The following is a 15,783-nucleotide window of genomic DNA, read 5'->3' as shown; positions in this document are numbered from 1 at the left end:
AGCTTCACCTCATGGCCTAGCTTGCGTAACTTCCGCGCCCAGTCATGCGCTGCGCCGCACGCCTCCATTCCAATCACCGTCGGCGGCAGCTTGGCAAAAAACACCAACACCTCGTTGCGCCGAAGCCGCTTGCGCAACCCCGGCCGCTCCGCGGCATCGACCCCATGCAGCTGAAAAATATGCTTCGACGTATCCATTCCAATGCGGATAATCTGGTCCACGGACGGCTCCCTTGTCTGAGATTTGCAACAACCTCATTCTGGCACACTGATGCCGTAGGGGGCCGTCCACCCCATCAGCCACCGATCTACGTTTTGCGAAAGCTGGCACCAGTTCGCGATAACGACGAACGCCTGTGGTTATGGGTCCCGGCGTTCGCCGGGACGACGGAAAGAGTTAGCGTATACCCGTCTCGCCTGACGGAATATTTCGCCGCTTGCCAAGGCGGCGCTGACAGGCCAGAAAAACCGCTGGGACGAAGAAACGCCAGCGGAGCGTATATTGAGTATCAAGGGCAAGGCCTACATTGCCGGGATTTACGAACATCCAACCCGGCACGCACCCGATAAATCCACTGCACAGCTGCATGCCGAAGTCGCCAAGGGCGCGTTGGAAGACGCTGGCTTAACGAAGGCCGATGTTGATGGCTATTTTTGCCCCGGCGACGCCCCGGGCGGCGCCTGGCCGATGGTCGATTACCTCGGGCTGAAGGTGCGCCACATCGATTCTACCGAAACCGGCGGTTGTTCGTACCTGATCCATCTCGGTCATGCGGCGGAAGCGATTGCCGCCGGCAAATGCTCGATTGCGCTGATAACGCTGGCGGGCAAGCCGCGCACCGGGGCGATGCCGCCGCGCGCCGCGGGCGCCGAGGTTGATTTCGAGGCCGCCTACGGCGCGACCACCCACAACGCCTACGGCATGTGTGCCATGCGCCACATGCACGACTACGGCACCACCAGCGAACAGCTGGCCTGGATCAAGGTCGCAGCCTCCCATCACGCCCAATACAACCCGCATGCGATGCTCAAGGACGTGGTCACGGTCGAGGACGTGCTCAACTCGCCGATGATATCAGATCCACTGCATCGCCTGGATTGCTGCGTCGTCAGCGACGGCGGCGGCGCGCTGATCGTGACAACGCCCGAAATCGCCAAGAGCCTGAAGAAGCCACTGGTGCGGATGATCGGGCACGGCGAAGCGATGAAGGGGCCACGCGGCGGCAAGGATCTCAATTTGACTTATTCCGCCGGCGTCTGGTCGGGCCCTCGGGCCTTCGAAGAGGCGGGCGTCACGCCAAAGGACATCAAATACGCCTCGATCTACGACAGCTTTACGATCACGGTGCTGATGCAACTCGAGGACCTCGGCTTCTGCAAGAAAGGCGAGGGCGGCAAGTTCGTGTCCCACGGCAACCTGATTTCCGGCGTCGGCAAGCTGCCGTTCAACACTGACGGCGGCGGCCTGTGCAGCAATCATCCCGTTAACCGCGGCGGCATGACCAAGATCATCGAAGCGGTGCGGCAGCTGCGCGGCGAGGCGCACCCGAAAGTGCAGGTGCCGAACTGCGATCTAGCCATCGCCCATGGCACCGGCGGACTGCTCGGTGTGCGTCACGCCGCCTCAACCTGCATTCTGGAGCGTGCGTGATGGCGGAAGCGAAGAAATATCCGACGCCGCAGGGCAATCCCGAAACCAAGCCGTTCTGGGATGCGGCCGCGCAAGGCAAATTCCTGATCAAGCGCTGCACGGCATGCGGCGAGCCGCATTACTTTCCGCGATCGATCTGCCCGTTCTGTTTTTCCGACAAGACGGTGTGGGAGGAAAGCTCGGGCGAGGGCACAATCTATACCTTCAGCCTGATGCGCAAATCCGCGAGCGGACCCTACGCGATCGGTTACGTCACGCTGAAGGAAGGCCCATCGCTGCAGACTAACTTTGTCGACTGCGACATCGACACGTTGAAGATCGGCCAGAAGGTCAAGGTGGTGTTCAAGCCGACCGACGGCGCGCCGCTGCCGTTCTTTACGCCGGTGTGAGGTCGAAGTTGCGTCAGCGCGCAGCAATGCAAAGAACGGTCATCCCCGCGCAGGGGGGGATTCAGTAAGCACTGACGTCGGTGATTACCGGATGCCCGCTTTCGCTGGCATGACGAGGGAACGAATGCCGAAGGGAATGCCGCAATGCCGATCGAGTACGACGCGCTGATGGCGCTGAAGAACCTTGGCCAGAAATACGCATATACCGATCGTGACGTGATGCTGTACGCCCATGGCATCGGGATGGGCGCGGACCCGATGGACGAGAAGGAACTCGCTTTCGTCAACGAAGCCACAGCCACGCCTCGGGCCTTGAAGGTTGTCCCGACATTTGCCTCCGTCGCGGCATGGGGAGCCGGGCCTGGTGAAATGAACCTCAATCGCGTGATGGTGGTCGATGGCGAACGCGATATCACCTTCCACAGGCCGCTTGCCGTCGCCGCTCATATCACCGCCGATTCCAGCGTGCTCGACGTCTTCGACAAGGGCAAGGACAAGGGCGCCGTCATCCGGCACAAGACGGTGCTCAAGAACGAGAAGGGCGAAGAACTGGCGACGCTGGTGTCGTCGCGGTTTGCGCGCGGCGACGGTGGCTTTGGCGGGCCTTCGGAAGGGCAGCCGGAGCCGCACAAGGTGCCGACCCGCGCGCCGGACAAATCAATCGATATCTCGACGCGTCCGGATCAGGCGCTGGTTTACCGGCTCTGCGGCGACCGCAATCCGCTGCACAGCGATCCGGAATTTGCCAAGCGCGCCGGCTTTCCAAAGCCGATCCTGCACGGCATGTGCACCTACGGCATCACCTGCCGCGGTGTCTTGCAGACCTATGCCGACTACGATCCGTCTGCCTTCAAGCAGCACGTCGCGCGGTTTTCGTCCCCGGTCTATCCGGGTGAGATCGTGACGATGGATTTGTGGAAGGACGGCAACGTGATTTCGTTCGAGGCCAAGGTGAAGGCGCGCAACGTCGCCGTCATCAAGAGCGGCAAGACCGTGCTGGGATGAAATTAACGCGCGGCGCGCACTCCAAATGATGTCGTTATGGCCGTGCTTGTCACGGCCATGACGGCGGATAAAACGACGATACGGGAGAAGAACATCATGGGACTGCTCGACGGCAAGGTGGCGCTGATCACTGGCGCGGGTGGCGGGCTCGGTGAGGCCTACGCAAAGCTGTTCGCCCGGGAAGGCGCCGCTGTCGTGGTCAACGACCTCGGTGGACCCCGTGACGGCAGCGGCGCCGATGTCTCGATGGCGCAGAAGGTAGTCGACGCGATCAGGGCGGAAGGTGGCCGCGCAATCGCCAACGGCGCTGACATTTCGACCATGGCAGGCGGCCAGTCGGTGTTCGACGATGCCATCAAGCATTTCGGTCGTGCCGACATTCTCGTCAACAATGCCGGCATTCTGCTCGACCAGACTTTTGCCAAGGCGACCGAAGCCGCCTGGGACAAGGTGTTGAAGGTGCATCTGAAGGGCACGTTCTGCGTCACCCAGCCGGTGTTCCGCTGGATGCGGGAGAACGGCGGCGGCGTCATCGTCAATACGTCATCGACTTCGGGCCTGATCGGCAATTTCGGCCAGAGCAATTACGGCGCCGCCAAGGGCGGCATCTGGGGGCTGTCGAACGTGCTGGCGATCGAGGGCCGGAAATACAACATCCGCATCTGGACGCTCGCGCCCGGCGCGCTGACCCGCATGACCGAGGATCTGCCGCGCTATATAGACAACCCCGGCGCCGCATTGGGGCCTGATGGCATCGCGCCGGCCGTGCTATACATGGTCAGTGATTTGTCGGGCGACCAGACCGGCAAGGTGCTCGGCGTTTCCGGCCCGCGTGGCGTGCGCGAGATGCGGATGATGGAAAAGCCGGGCTGGAAGCCGCCGCATCAAGGCTGGAAGGCGCAGGATGTCGTCGAACACGCCGAGGAGATTTTCTTCTCCGAGGAAGAGATCAAGATGGGCGCGCGCCGGTTTTGACACTCCGTCACTACCGGCGTCGGCGTAAATAAAATCATTCCGGGGCGATGCGCAGCAGCGAACCCGGATTTTCGAGATTGCCCGATGTGCAATTGCACATCTGAGGTCTGGTCCTACGGACCATTCCTGAATTACCCAGAAAAAGGACCGATCATGAAACTCACCCATAAAGCCGCAGGCACCTTCGCGATTGCGCCGACGCCATTCCACGATGACGGCCGCATCGACGAAAAATCGATCGATCGGCTGACGGATTTCTATGCCGAGGTCGGCTGCGATGGCGTCACGGTACTCGGCATTTTGGGTGAGGCACCGAAGCTTGACGCTGCCGAGGCCGAGCAGGTAGCGATCCGCTTTGTCAAACGGGCGAAGAACATGCAGATCATCGTCGGCGTCTCGGCGCCAGGATTTGCGACGATGCGCTCGCTGGCACGTGCCTCAATGGATGCGGGAGCCGCCGGCGTGATGATCGCGCCGCCGCCGCATTTACGAACCGACGATCAGATCATCGGCTACTTCAAACAGGCGACAGACGCGATTGGGGACGACATTCCCTGGGTGCTGCAGGACTATCCGCTGACGCTCACGGTGATCATGACCCCCGCCGTGATCCGCAAGATCGTGATGGACAGCCCATCCTGCGTAATGCTCAAGCACGAGGATTGGCCGGGACTGGAAAAGATTTCCACGCTGCGCGGTTTCCAGAAGGACGGCTCGCTGCGGCCGCTCTCGATCCTCACCGGAAATGGCGGGCTGTTTCTCGATTTCGAGATGGAGCGCGGCGCCGATGGCGCGATGACCGGTTACGCCTTCCCGGAATTGCTGATCGACGTGGTGAAGTTGTCGAAGGCGGGCAAGCGCGATGCGGCGCACGATCTGTTCGACGCCCATCTGCCGCTGATCCGCTACGAACAGCAGCCCGGCGCCGGACTGGCCGTGCGAAAGTACGTGCTGCAGAAGCGCGGCGTGATCGCTTCGAGCGCGCAACGCAAGCCGGGTTCGAGCATTACTGCCGCCGCAAAGGCCGAAGTGGATTATCTGCTCTCGCGGGTGGCGCGGGTCGATAGGCGCGCGAACCTGCAGCCGCAATCCAGCGCGGCGGGCTAACGAAATCCTCATGGTGAGGAACGCATCTTCTCGCGTCTCGAACCATGAGCCAATTTGCTTCTCATCCTTCGAGACGCGGCCAAGAGGCCGCTCCTGCAGGATGAGGAAGGAGTGAGGTTCATGTCTAACGAAGTCGTTGCACCGCGTCCGGCGTCGACCATCCTGCTGCTGCGCGACAGCGCGGCTACGAGTGGCGAGATCGAAGTCTTTATGATGGTGCGCCATTATGAGATCGACTTTAATTCGGGCGCGCTGGTGTTTCCCGGCGGCAGCGTCGACAAGGGCGATCAGGAGATCATCGCGAGACCTGAGCTTTATTCCGGCGGCGAGGGGCTCGACGCGGCCGGTTTGAGTTTCCGCATTGCCGCGATCCGCGAAACTTTCGAGGAAAGCGGCATTCTGCTGGCGCGGCCGCGTGGCTCGAAGAGCTTGATTGATGCGAAGCGAGCTAGCGAGATCGAAGCTGCCAATCGCACCGCCTTGTGCGAGGGCAAGACGACATTTTTAAAGGTCCTCACCGACAACGGAATGCTGCTGGCGCTCGATGAACTCGTGCCCTATGCGCACTGGATTACGCCCGAGGGCATGCCGAAGCGGTTCGACACTTGGTTCTTTCTTGCCGCCGCTCCGCCGGAACAGGTCGGTGCCCACGACGGCAAGGAATCCACCGATTCGATCTGGGTATCGCCGCGCGAGGCGGTGGAAGGCGGCGAAAGCGGGCGGTTCAAGCTGCCGTTCCCGACCACGCGCAACCTGATCAGGCTCGGCAAGCAAACAAGCGTGACGGCCGCGTTCAGCGACAGCAGGGGCAAGCCGATCGTGACCGTGATGCCGGTCATGACGAAACTCAACGGCGGCCGTCAGCTTCGCATTCCCCGAGAGGCCGGCTATGACGGCGAAGTCTTCGAAGTCGGCGCGGTGTGATGCAGGAGAAGAGGAGACACTCTCCGGATGCTGCGCTGCACGCCGTTCTTCACGGGGTCGTGCGCGGCTGATCCGGGGTGCACAATCTCGGTACTCTCCGACGGCGTGGATCGGCCTCGGCTGCGTCGTGATCGGCGTGGCCGCGATGACGATACCACCGTGCAAGGCAGCGACGGAAGGAGCTGCCTGAGCAATCCGCTCTAATCAGGTCGCGCAGGCGATGGTGCCGGGCCGCAAAAGGGGGGCCGAAACAGCATCCGGCCCGAGTTCGGGCTGTCTCGGGGACAGCGGTTGCCGCCAGAAAGGCACCGTCGTCGGCCGTACAGATTTCGTCATCCGCTCGGCGCGGAGGCCCTCGGCAGCGCCGGAATTCCGCAGTTTGGAGGCCAGTAGCCGGCAAGACGATGCCCGCCCAGCACCGTCTGCCGCGCATTGCTAGCCGCAGGACTGTTTCGAGCGTGTTCCCTCGGACCTCCAATACGTCGTATATACTACGATAGATTGGAGCCCGGTCTTAATAACCATGCCATCTGCATTTGCGGCCTTGCTGCAGAGAACACGCTCTTTCTCGCTGTCGATCGGCCAGCTGACGTTTGGCAGCTTCCTGCTGTTGCTGGCCGTGATCACGATTACCAGCATCGCCAGCGTCCTCGCCATCCGCCAGATCGATTCAACCTTTGCCGAACTGCAGCGGCTGCAGAGCGTCAACGATCTGGCTGAGGATATCGATCGCCGTATGAACGAATTGCGGCTCGCTGCCCGTGACTTCGTCACCGACCCTGGCACCCAATCCAACCAAGTCGCGGAAGCCGCAGCATCGCTGGGCGAGATTTTGAAGAAGACCCGTCTCGAACTCGCACCCGAGCAACAGGACATGATCGATGGGGTCACGCAGCGGCTGTCGACCTATCGCATTGGCATTGAGCGTATTTCCGCGCTGATCGATCGCCGCGCCGAATTGATCATCGGGCTCCCGCCGCTGCGCGAACAATTCGATGCCGCCATTGCGGATACCCCCGAGCCGGCTATTGCGTCGACATTGTTCCAGACGCAAAGCCGTATCGCGTCGGCGCTGCTCGCGCGCAATCCAGGGGCTGCCGAGCAAGCCGCCCAAAGCATGAGAACGTTGACGATACCAGATCCGAAACTGCGTACGGCTGTCGACAACTATGCGCAGGCGATCATTGCGATATCGCTTCGCGAGCGTCAGATCGCGGATATCGACAGGGAGGTTCTCGGCGCCGAGGGCCGCCTGATCGGACGCGTCACGGAATTGCTGCGTGAGGCCAGTGCACGGCGGGGGCGGATTCTGTCGCGGAAGTTTGCGCGGACGCTGACTGAAGCCAAGTGGCAAAGCATCGTACTCGGCACGGCCGGTGTGCTGGTCGGGCTTCTGGCAGCGCTGTTCGTGGTTCGCCGCACCGTGCGTCCGCTGGCCTCGATCGCGGCCTCTATCCGCGCGCTGGCCGCGGGCAAGAAGGACGCCTCGATTCCCGCCACCGATGTGAACAACGAAATCGGTGATATCGCCCGCGCCGCCGAAGTGTTCCGCCGCACGCTTGTCGACGCCGACGCGGCGCGCGAGGCGGCCGTGCGTGCCCTGGCCGAGCAGCGCCTCGCCGAGGAAAGCTATCGCAAGCTGTTCGAAGGTTCCGTCGAAGGCATATATGTGACCACGCCCGGCGGCGCGCTTCTCAATGCCAATCCGGCGCTGGCGCGCATGATGGGATATGACACGCCGGAGGATTTGATCAACAGCATCGGCGATATCGCGGATACGGTTTACGTGCATCCGGCGGCGCGCGCGGAATACCAGTCGCTGATGCAGCGCGACGGAATGGTGCGCGAATTCGAATATCAGGTTCGCGCGCGCGACGGGACGGTGCTCTGGCTCGCCGACAGCGCCACCGCCGTGCGCGATGAAATCGGCGAGATCATCCGCTACGAAGGAACGCTGCGCGACATCACCGATCAGAAGCGCGCCGAGGACGCGATCGCCGAAGGCCGGCGGCTGCTGCAACAAGTGGTCGACACGGTGCCCGCCATGATCAACGTCAAGGACAAACAGCTTCGCTATGTCCTGATGAACCGCTACATGGCCCGCGTTTTCGGCATCGAGCCCAAGGATGCGATCGGCCACACCACGACCGACCTGATGTCGCGCTACGGCGCGCAGAAGACCGACGAGCATGACAAGCGGGTGTTGGCGGCGGGCAGGGAGCTCGGATTCTATGAGGAAGAATATATCGACTACTCCGGCAACATGCGGCACTGGCTGGTAAACAAGCTTCCGCTGCTCGACGCGGACGGCGAAATCGAACACATCGTCACCGTCGCGCTCGACATCGGGGACCGCAAGCGCGGCGAGCAGGAGATGCGCAAGGCCAAGGATGCCGCCGAAGCGGCACTGCGCAACTTGCGGGAGACGCAAAATTCGCTGATTGAGGCGGAGAAGCTTGCCGCGCTCGGCCGGCTGGTGGCGGGCGTCGCTCACGAAGTCAACAACCCCGTTGGCATCAGCCTGACGGTCGCCTCGTCGCTGGAGCGCAAGACGGCATTGTTCGTCGCCGAGGTGGCGCGCGGCGATCTCAGGCGATCCAGCCTGAATGACTTTCTTCAAACCAGCCGCGATGCTTCCTCACAGCTGGTCGCCAATCTCAATCGCGCGGCCGAACTGATCCAGTCGTTCAAGCAGGTCGCCGCCGACCGGAATTACTCGGATCAACGCGTCTTCGACCTCGGCGATCTGACCGAGCAGGTCGTGATGAGCCTGCGGCCGGGCTTGCGAAAGCGTAATCTGACGCTCACCATCGACTGCGAGCCTAATCTCACCATGAACAGCTATCCCGGGCCGTACGGGCAGGTGCTCACCAATCTGGTTCTGAATTCGGTGGCGCACGCGTTTCCCGACGGCAAGCCCGGCACGGTGGATATTCAGGTACGCGAGTCTGGCAAGGATAACGTCGAGATTCTTTTTTCCGACAATGGTTGCGGTATGAGCCTTGACGTCCGCCGCCGTGCGTTCGATCCGTTCTTCACGACGCGCCGCGGCCAGGGCGGCACCGGACTTGGCCTGCATATCGTCTACAGCATCGTCACGAATCGTCTGGGCGGCCGGCTCGACCTCGATTCCGAGCCGGGGGGAGGCACCCGAATCCAGATCATCCTTCCCCGGATTGCACCGCTGGAGCAGGCCGCCGAATAGCGGGCGCAGATGGGCAAGATCGTTTTCAAGCGAAGTGGGAGCCTGGTTCGCGTCAAGAAAACGCGTCGAATCAGGAATCTAAGCTCCTTTTCGATTCAATCGAAATGGAGCCTTAGTCGAGCTCGGCCAGTTTGCGCAAGGTCGCCCTGAAGATCTGGCTGGCCTTGCCGACAAGCGCCGTGCCATCCATCACAGCCGCCGCATCGGTGAACGTGCCGGAGACACCGATGCCGACCGGACTCGGCTCGCCGAACAGAGGGTTAGCATCGGGACTGCTGGTGTGGCGCTGGACCAGCACCTCGCCCTTGAAGGTATTGCCCTTCGCCGTATAGCTCCCGGTGTAAAACAGATAGGCGTCGCCGCCCAGGATCTTGCCGTCCCGGAACATGATCACGCCGCTGCCTTTGCCGGTTCGGCCATCCTGCAGGCTGACGTGGATCGAATACAGACCGTTTTTCATGATGTGGCCGGTTACGACATCCGTCACGACGGAGCCGGTATGCTGTTATGCCAAAGCGGGGCAGGCACCGTCAATGCGGTAGCTTGGCCGGGAATCCGTCCGAAATCTCGCCGGGCAGCATGACCGGGGTCGCCTGCCGTTCGCGGTGCGGCTTACGCATACTTCTTGTCGCGCTCCAATAGCTCGATCGAGATGCCCTGCGGACCGCGAATGAAGCAGACGCGGACGCCCGGCCGAATCGTCGTCGGTTCTTTCGTGAACTCGACGCCTTTGGCTTTGATCTCGGCGGCTACCGCATCGATGTCCTTTACGGTCAACCCGAAATGATCCAGTCCCTGATAGGGTGTCACCGGTGGCGTGTTGACGCCATCGCCCGGCGTGACCGGCGCGATGAACAGGTTGGCGCCGCCGAGCTTGACGTCGATCCGCCCGGGGCCGCGGATGATCACGCCGCCGAGGATATCTTCAAGCCATGCCGCAGTCGCTTCGGGATCGGGACTGCGCAAATGAACATGGTCCCAGGTGACTATCGGCATCGTCGGTCTCCCCATTTGTCTGTTGCAAGTCGCTTGCTGCGGCGCCTCTCGTGGGCTGCGGCGCGGCTCCAGCACTCAGTTTTAGCGGTCGCATTCCGCCATGGCCATCCTTTGACCCGACTAGGCTATATTGTTGTACTTGGATGAAACCAATTTAGGTTTCGCCGATTGATGGAACAGCGGCGGAATCGTGCGGCAACGCCGTGCCGCTTTTGCCGTGCGGTGCAGCAGTGCATTTCGCCGCCTGTCGATGGCATGACCATGGATACCGCGCTACATCGCGTCGAATTGACAGGGTTTTCCGGCCTCGCGAGGCTCACCGGAGGGGGTGATGGCGGCTTTTCAGGCGCCGCCGAAAATATCGCGGCTAGACAGCTAAATTCCCGGTTGCTGTGGCTATCGGCGGTCCTGATCGCCGGGCTCGGGGCGTGGACGGCCTTGTCGGGGGCCGGCAACCATACGGCCGAAGGCGAACCGGTGCGCCTTGCCACCGCCGCCGCCACCGAGCCCGCACAATCGCCAGAGACGGAGGCGACGCAAACGAAAACTGGGCCGAGCGAGATCGAGTTCAATCCGGCGACCGCAGAGGCGATCGCTCCTGTGGAGAGGGCGCCCCTCGATGGCCTCAAGATTTCGTCGCAGTCCTGGCGCCGGGGCGGGCTGGGGTCGAAAGCTCTGGTCACCTTCACACTACGAAACACCAACGACTACGCGATCAAGGACATCGAGATTTTCTGCTCCTTTGCCCGCAGGGACGGGAGCCATTTGACCGATCGCAAGCGGCTAATTCGCGACACCGTCAACATGAAGAGCCGCAAGACCTTCGCCCGGCTGCACGTCGGTCACGTCAATATCAATGCCGATCGAGCGAAATGCTCGCTGGTCGCAGCCAGTCACATCTAGCGCCGGGACCTGCCGCAAGGCTAACGGAGCGGTAACATCGTCGTTATTAGCCCATGGCAGCACTAGGAACCAATCGCGCCAACCCCAGTTAAACGGAGGATCCGCGGCCGCAGCGCGGATGGAGCGATACTAAAATGCCTTTGGCCCGGTATTTTTTATTTGTCGGCGGCGTGTTGCTGGCGCTGCTGTTTGTTTCGGATGCATTCCTGCCGAAGACACCGGCTGCGGACAGGACCGAAGCTGGTATGCCGCCTATTCGCATTCACTCCGATCGGAAATGGCCGGAGCGCGTCGTGTTTGATACCAGCATTCCTACCATCGTTCCTCTACCGACCGCGCAGGCAGGGTCCAGCGTCCCTGCGCCGGTCCCGACAACGGCTGCCGGCGTCTCGGCGAAGGCGGGTGCGCGGGAGGCGCTCGCGCAACTGCCATCGTCCGATGCAAGCCAGTCAGCATCATCAAATCCGACAAAGCCGGAGCCGAAGCTGCAACGAAAACGCAAGGTTGCGAAGAGCCATGTAGCCCCGCCGAGGATTCTGATGGCGCAGCAGCCGCGATTTGGCTTCTTCGACTTCGGCACCTGGTAGCCAGTTGGCGCGCTTGGAGAGATGCGAACTCCAAGCGGCGTGACTGAGCATAGGAATCGGTTGAGCTTGGACATGAGGTTACACTGTTCGCGAGCGGCGATTCAGTGACGCGGGCGAACCTCCGCTCCGTCTAACCTCGCGTGCTTCGCCTTGGCCGACCACGTCCGGACCCGATGGTGGCACGGCGGAACGCTCCGGCCGACGGCTTGAGGCTGCGCTGAGATGCCGGTCGCGGTGCTGCGCGCTTCCGGTTCACATGATCAAGCTGACGAAAGTGCGGGAGATCCCTTGCTAGCTTGACTACATCCGGACGAGGAGAGGTGAGGGGTAGGCGAGTTGTGCTACGCACTAGCCGAGGGCGAACTGAGCAATACAGAGCAAAGCAGGAAAAGACCGGCAACGGTGACGACTGCGAGGAAACGCATGGTGGACCTATAAATCACCCCACCCATTGGCCTCGTGTGGCATCCCACCGGTGGCCAGAGGCTGCGTGTCTCCGCATTTCAACAAGGTCTTTCTGGGCGGCGCGCTGAAGGCGCCATTCCTCGACCATCTCGAATGCCGGGTAAGCAAGAACCAGACCGATGATCAGGGTCCACCACATGGTCGGACCTCCGCTAGTTAATCGAGAGTATTGATATCAGGCGCCTGTTTCAGGATGTCTTCGCTTGGCAAGAAAACGGCTTCGTCGGAACCGCACCGGCGAAACAGCTTCACGGGATCGCGATCTCCACGGTCATTGCATTCTCCGGAATCGAATACACCGAAGCAACGTTCAGGTTTTAAGCGAAGTTCCGGCAGGATCATTCAAATCGCGTGGCGTCGCACCCGTTCAGGTCGTGCCGTACGAGAAGGATCTTCGAGTAGCGGTTCCGAGGCGAAGACGAGGCACCCGCATCACGTGGTGGGAGCGGGTTTGTGGCGTCGTTGGCTTTCCGGCTAATGCCGAGTGCAGCTTCGAAACTTGGGGAAAGTGTTACCCATGCCTTAGGTACGACCTGTTCCCTATGTCTCCGGAACGGACCGTGGACGGCTGGCGCGCTCGGAGAGATTCGAACTCCCGACCCTCGGATTCGAAGTCCGATGCTCTATCCAGCTGAGCTACGAGCGCATCAATGTTTTCAATGAGTTAGCGGGATCCCCGATTTCTTGGGCACTAACCAGGCAGTGAAAATCATCGGCCGAAAGATATTCGGGCGCCTTCGATTATCAGAGTTGGCGGAGAAGGGCTACGGTCCAGTGTCCCTGTCGGCGGAACACCTGTTTGCCGATTTGTACCAAGTTCGTCCGGGGAAATTCGATAACCGGCCACAAAAACGGCGCGCGTGTTGGCCGCCTTTTCGTCGACCTAGTCGGCGACGCGTCGCTGCCGTCACTGCAGTTCAACGACATCGCCGCGCGGCGTCCACGCTACGAGATCGGTATCGGCCTCAACGGTCTTTCGGCCGGTGTTGTCCATCGCCCGGAATTCCGGGCGATGGGTTCGAGACGTGCGCGCTGGCAGACGATATCGGCCGGATCAGTTGCAGGGATAGCGGCGGCGATCCGCGCCGCGATAGGTCGCCGCGCTCTGCGCACAGTGAACGGTCGAAGGACCGTCATAATAGGTGAAGGTGCCGGGCCGGGGGCCGGGGCCGTAATTGTGATTGTAGCTGATTTCGTAGGGTAACCCATAAAGCCGAGGATAGTGGGTCCGGGCCTGCGCCAAGCTCGGTGCCACGGCCAGGGCGGTCAGAATGGCGGCGGCAAAAAGGATTTTTGGGTGGGACATCTGGATTCTCCAAAAAATCGGATGACGCGGGGCATTCTAGGCCAAGTACGGTTCTCATCCAGACCGCAATACCCCAAAAAGGGAGGAAAATTCGTCGCAGGACGGGATTTTTCGCTCCGTTCGGGGTGCTTAAGGAGGCTCCAACACAGTCCGGCCAGAGTTTTGCCCTCTGGTCTGCTTAGGGGACCGGGTTTCCCGCGTCCCGACAGGCTCTACCGGTTCTCGACCGATCCATGCGCATCACGCCTTTCGCCCTGCTGTTGCTTCCGCTTTTGGTCGCCGCGCCGGCCCGCGCGGATCTGCGCATCACCAGGGATCACGGCGGTTACGTCGAGGAATACAAGGTAAAGTACCAGCGCATCCGTGATCGCCGCGAGCGCGTGATCATCGACGGCATCTGCAATTCGGCCTGCACGCTGGTGTTCGGCATCGTGCCGATGAACAAGATTTGCGTGACGCCGCGCGCCAGCCTTGGCTTTCATCAGGCCTATTACGACAAGGCCTTCACCTTCGGGATCAAGGTCACCAGTTCTGAGGGGACATCGGACCTGATGTCCTACTATCCGGAGCCGGTGAAAGACTGGATCCACCGCAACGGCGGGCTGACCACCGAGATGAAGAAGGTCAAGAACGGCACAGAACTCTGGAAGATCGTCGATCCCTGCCCGGAAGAGTTTTGATCTTGGGATGAGCCCGCTGGCCTAAAGCGTCCCCACGTCCGCACATGTCGGGCGATGACGGCCAAGGGAGGCGCGGTGCGCAGCATCCGGCGCACGCCGCGGAAGGATTTCCCGCTCTTCATCAATTCGAACGCGTTGAAACGGACGCGCCGTATTTCCGGCGCGCGTCTAGCGATTGCTTACTTCCCATCCGAGTCATGTCATCCCGCGCGAGCGAGCCCGCGCAGATCGGCATTGCGGCACAACACATGATCGGGCACTCAGGTCGGCATGAATCATAATCCTGAGAATCTTGCTGCCCGCGCGGCGCCGGCGGTTTTCGTCGTGCTTTGGAGTACCGGCTTTATCGCCACCAAGTATGTGCTGCACAATGCTGAACCGCTGACCTATCTCGCGATCCGCATGGCCGTGGTGGTCGGGCTGATGGCGATCATCTTTGCGATCGCAAGGCCGAAATGGCCTGACCGCATCGGTATTGCCCACAGCGTGGTCGCGGGCATTCTGGTGCATGGACTTTATCTCGGCGGGACCGCGATCGCGATCGCGCATTCGATCCCTGCCGGCCTTTCGGCGTTGATTCCAGGCCTGCAGCCCATCCTTACTTCGACCCTGGCGAACCGCTGGCTCGGCGAACGCGTCACCCCGCTGCAATGGACGGGGCTATTGCTAGGGCTCGGCGGCGTGGTGCTGATCCTGCACGATCGCCCGATGAGCGGGGAGGCGGGCTGGGGATGGCTGGCCTCGGGCGTGTCGCTGGTCGGCATCACCTTAGGCACGCTGTACCAGAGGCGCTATTGCGGCCGGATCGACTGGCGGGCGGGCAATCTCGTGCAGTACATCGCGGTGATGCTTTTCTTTGGCATCGGCGCGGGGCTGTTGGAGACCAATGTGGTGCACTGGACCAGCGAGTTCGTGTTGTCGCTGGCCTGGCTTGCGGTGGTGCTATCGATCGGATCGATCGGGCTGTTATACTGGCTGATCCGGCGCTCGGCGGCTACCTCCGTAGCGAGCCTGTTCTACCTTGTTCCGGCGGTCACCGCCGTGATGGCGTATGTCCTGTTCGGCGAGCGGCTCGACACGGTTGCGATAGCGGGCATGATTGCCTGCGCCGGCGCGGTGTTTCTCGTCAACCGGCCCGCGCGAGCCTGACTAAGCTTAAGTCGCCAAGAGCCCCCGGACCCTCTTCCGGAGGCTCTTTGCGCGCCGGGATCAGCGATCAGCGCTTCGACTTCCTGGCCTTCTTTTTCTTTTTAGCGGCTTTCTTGTTAGCGGCTTTCTTGCTGGCTTTGTTGCCGGCTTTCTTGCGGGCTTTCTTGGCAGCCTTTTTCGGCGACTTTTTCGCCGAAGATTTCTTGACGGCCTTCTTGGATTTCTTCGCCGCTTTCTTCCTCGGCGTCATCTTCTTCGCGATTTTCTTGGCGGCCTTCCTGACCTTTTTGACCGCTGTCTTGGCAGCGTCCGTGGTCGCGTTGGCGGCGCTGCTCATCGCATCTGCGGCTTGCTCCAGGATGGGTTTTTCGTCGTCCATATCGTCGTCCCCCAGGGTTTTGTCGAATCCCTGACGATAGCGGGATTCGTAGAGGTGTTAAAG

Annotated in this window: 16 protein-coding genes, 1 tRNA gene and 1 pseudogene; 12 read left to right on the top strand and 6 right to left on the bottom strand. The window is 61.4% G+C overall.

Features of this window, described 5'->3' with window-relative positions; genetic code table 11:
* A pseudogene (locus tag N554_RS0118320) lies at positions 1 to 221 on the bottom strand (IS110 family transposase); the annotation flags it as partial.
* 280 nt (positions 222 to 501) lie between these two features.
* On the opposite strand from N554_RS0118320, the gene N554_RS0118315 reads away from it, so the two are divergent.
* From N554_RS0118315 to N554_RS0118285, 7 genes are all read left to right on the top strand, one after another.
* Positions 502 to 1,650, top strand: coding sequence for a thiolase domain-containing protein (locus N554_RS0118315; protein ID WP_029584791.1), 1,149 nt, complete (start codon positions 502 to 504; stop codon positions 1,648 to 1,650).
* The gene (locus N554_RS0118310) at positions 1,650 to 2,039 is read left to right on the top strand and encodes a Zn-ribbon domain-containing OB-fold protein (RefSeq protein WP_029584790.1); all 390 of its coding nucleotides are present in this window, start codon (positions 1,650 to 1,652) and stop codon (positions 2,037 to 2,039) included. The genes N554_RS0118315 and N554_RS0118310 overlap by 1 nt, the downstream gene beginning before the upstream one ends.
* A gap of 144 nt (positions 2,040 to 2,183) precedes the next feature.
* Positions 2,184 to 3,044 carry a MaoC/PaaZ C-terminal domain-containing protein gene (locus tag N554_RS0118305; RefSeq protein WP_029584789.1) on the top strand — a complete coding sequence of 287 codons (861 nt, stop codon included), beginning with the start codon at positions 2,184 to 2,186 and terminating at the stop codon, positions 3,042 to 3,044.
* Positions 3,045 to 3,140: 96 nt separating this feature from the next.
* Positions 3,141 to 4,019, top strand: coding sequence for an SDR family oxidoreductase (locus N554_RS0118300; protein WP_029584788.1), 879 nt, complete (start codon positions 3,141 to 3,143; stop codon positions 4,017 to 4,019).
* 153 nt (positions 4,020 to 4,172) lie between these two features.
* Positions 4,173 to 5,126 (top strand): dihydrodipicolinate synthase family protein, encoded by a 954-nt coding sequence (locus N554_RS0118295; RefSeq protein ID WP_029584787.1) that lies wholly within the window; start codon positions 4,173 to 4,175, stop codon positions 5,124 to 5,126.
* Positions 5,127 to 5,246: 120 nt separating this feature from the next.
* A complete protein-coding gene (locus N554_RS0118290; RefSeq protein ID WP_029584786.1) occupies positions 5,247 to 6,050 on the top strand; it encodes an NUDIX hydrolase in 804 nt (267 codons plus the stop codon).
* A 523-nt stretch (positions 6,051 to 6,573) separates the two neighbouring features.
* Entirely contained in the window at positions 6,574 to 9,255 is a 2,682-nt protein-coding gene (locus N554_RS0118285; protein ID WP_029584785.1) for a PAS domain S-box protein, read from the top strand.
* A gap of 112 nt (positions 9,256 to 9,367) precedes the next feature.
* On the opposite strand, the gene N554_RS0118280 is transcribed toward N554_RS0118285, so the two are convergent.
* Positions 9,368 to 9,715 (bottom strand): GrlR family regulatory protein, encoded by a 348-nt coding sequence (locus N554_RS0118280; RefSeq protein WP_029584784.1) that lies wholly within the window; start codon positions 9,713 to 9,715, stop codon positions 9,368 to 9,370.
* A gap of 152 nt (positions 9,716 to 9,867) precedes the next feature.
* Positions 9,868 to 10,251: a VOC family protein gene (locus tag N554_RS0118270; RefSeq protein ID WP_029584783.1), complete on the bottom strand. Its 384-nt coding sequence runs from the start codon at positions 10,249 to 10,251 to the stop codon at positions 9,868 to 9,870.
* Between the two features lie 261 nt (positions 10,252 to 10,512).
* Between N554_RS0118270 and N554_RS38460 the strand changes: the two genes are divergently transcribed.
* Both N554_RS38460 and N554_RS0118260 read left to right on the top strand, forming a co-directional pair.
* A complete protein-coding gene (locus tag N554_RS38460; protein ID WP_029584782.1) occupies positions 10,513 to 11,154 on the top strand; it encodes a hypothetical protein in 642 nt (213 codons plus the stop codon).
* A 134-nt stretch (positions 11,155 to 11,288) separates the two neighbouring features.
* Entirely contained in the window at positions 11,289 to 11,741 is a 453-nt protein-coding gene (locus tag N554_RS0118260) for a hypothetical protein (protein ID WP_029584781.1), read from the top strand.
* Between the two features lie 621 nt (positions 11,742 to 12,362).
* On the opposite strand, the gene N554_RS0118250 is transcribed toward N554_RS0118260, so the two are convergent.
* The 3 genes from N554_RS0118250 to N554_RS0118235 form a co-directional block, all read right to left on the bottom strand.
* The gene (locus N554_RS0118250) at positions 12,363 to 12,548 is read right to left on the bottom strand and encodes a hypothetical protein (RefSeq protein ID WP_029584780.1); all 186 of its coding nucleotides are present in this window, start codon (positions 12,546 to 12,548) and stop codon (positions 12,363 to 12,365) included.
* 227 nt (positions 12,549 to 12,775) lie between these two features.
* Positions 12,776 to 12,852 (bottom strand) — tRNA-Arg (locus N554_RS0118245).
* Between the two features lie 408 nt (positions 12,853 to 13,260).
* Positions 13,261 to 13,512 carry a hypothetical protein gene (locus tag N554_RS0118235; RefSeq protein ID WP_029584779.1) on the bottom strand — a complete coding sequence of 84 codons (252 nt, stop codon included), beginning with the start codon at positions 13,510 to 13,512 and terminating at the stop codon, positions 13,261 to 13,263.
* Between the two features lie 233 nt (positions 13,513 to 13,745).
* Between N554_RS0118235 and N554_RS0118230 the strand changes: the two genes are divergently transcribed.
* The 3 genes from N554_RS0118230 to N554_RS40060 all read left to right on the top strand — a co-directional run bounded on the left by N554_RS0118230 (position 13,746) and on the right by N554_RS40060 (position 15,754).
* Positions 13,746 to 14,192 carry a hypothetical protein gene (locus tag N554_RS0118230; protein WP_029584778.1) on the top strand — a complete coding sequence of 149 codons (447 nt, stop codon included), beginning with the start codon at positions 13,746 to 13,748 and terminating at the stop codon, positions 14,190 to 14,192.
* Positions 14,193 to 14,462: 270 nt separating this feature from the next.
* Positions 14,463 to 15,341 carry a DMT family transporter gene (locus N554_RS0118225; RefSeq protein ID WP_029584777.1) on the top strand — a complete coding sequence of 293 codons (879 nt, stop codon included), beginning with the start codon at positions 14,463 to 14,465 and terminating at the stop codon, positions 15,339 to 15,341.
* A 47-nt stretch (positions 15,342 to 15,388) separates the two neighbouring features.
* The gene (locus tag N554_RS40060) at positions 15,389 to 15,754 is read left to right on the top strand and encodes a hypothetical protein (protein WP_156041976.1); all 366 of its coding nucleotides are present in this window, start codon (positions 15,389 to 15,391) and stop codon (positions 15,752 to 15,754) included.
* Positions 15,755 to 15,783 lie beyond the last annotated feature (29 nt).

This window comes from Bradyrhizobium sp. URHD0069, assembly GCF_000701345.1.
Taxonomy (GTDB): domain Bacteria; phylum Pseudomonadota; class Alphaproteobacteria; order Rhizobiales; family Xanthobacteraceae; genus Bradyrhizobium.
The sequence above is the reverse complement of the archived record's forward strand: the minus strand, read 5'-3'. Positions and strand labels throughout refer to the sequence as shown.

Coding starts and splice junctions, on each gene's coding strand:
- N554_RS0118310 (WP_029584790.1), top strand. CDS start 1,650: ATGGCGGAAGCGAAGAAATATCCGACGCCGCAGGGCAATCCCGAAACC.
- N554_RS0118305 (WP_029584789.1), top strand. CDS start 2,184: ATGCCGATCGAGTACGACGCGCTGATGGCGCTGAAGAACCTTGGCCAG.
- N554_RS0118300 (WP_029584788.1), top strand. CDS start 3,141: ATGGGACTGCTCGACGGCAAGGTGGCGCTGATCACTGGCGCGGGTGGC.
- N554_RS0118295 (WP_029584787.1), top strand. CDS start 4,173: ATGAAACTCACCCATAAAGCCGCAGGCACCTTCGCGATTGCGCCGACG.
- N554_RS0118290 (WP_029584786.1), top strand. CDS start 5,247: ATGTCTAACGAAGTCGTTGCACCGCGTCCGGCGTCGACCATCCTGCTG.
- N554_RS0118285 (WP_029584785.1), top strand. CDS start 6,574: ATGCCATCTGCATTTGCGGCCTTGCTGCAGAGAACACGCTCTTTCTCG.
- N554_RS0118280 (WP_029584784.1), bottom strand. CDS start 9,715: ATGAAAAACGGTCTGTATTCGATCCACGTCAGCCTGCAGGATGGCCGA.
- N554_RS0118270 (WP_029584783.1), bottom strand. CDS start 10,251: ATGCCGATAGTCACCTGGGACCATGTTCATTTGCGCAGTCCCGATCCC.
- N554_RS38460 (WP_029584782.1), top strand. CDS start 10,513: ATGGATACCGCGCTACATCGCGTCGAATTGACAGGGTTTTCCGGCCTC.
- N554_RS0118260 (WP_029584781.1), top strand. CDS start 11,289: ATGCCTTTGGCCCGGTATTTTTTATTTGTCGGCGGCGTGTTGCTGGCG.
- N554_RS0118250 (WP_029584780.1), bottom strand. CDS start 12,548: ATGATCCTGCCGGAACTTCGCTTAAAACCTGAACGTTGCTTCGGTGTA.
- N554_RS0118235 (WP_029584779.1), bottom strand. CDS start 13,512: ATGTCCCACCCAAAAATCCTTTTTGCCGCCGCCATTCTGACCGCCCTG.
- N554_RS0118230 (WP_029584778.1), top strand. CDS start 13,746: ATGCGCATCACGCCTTTCGCCCTGCTGTTGCTTCCGCTTTTGGTCGCC.
- N554_RS0118225 (WP_029584777.1), top strand. CDS start 14,463: ATGAATCATAATCCTGAGAATCTTGCTGCCCGCGCGGCGCCGGCGGTT.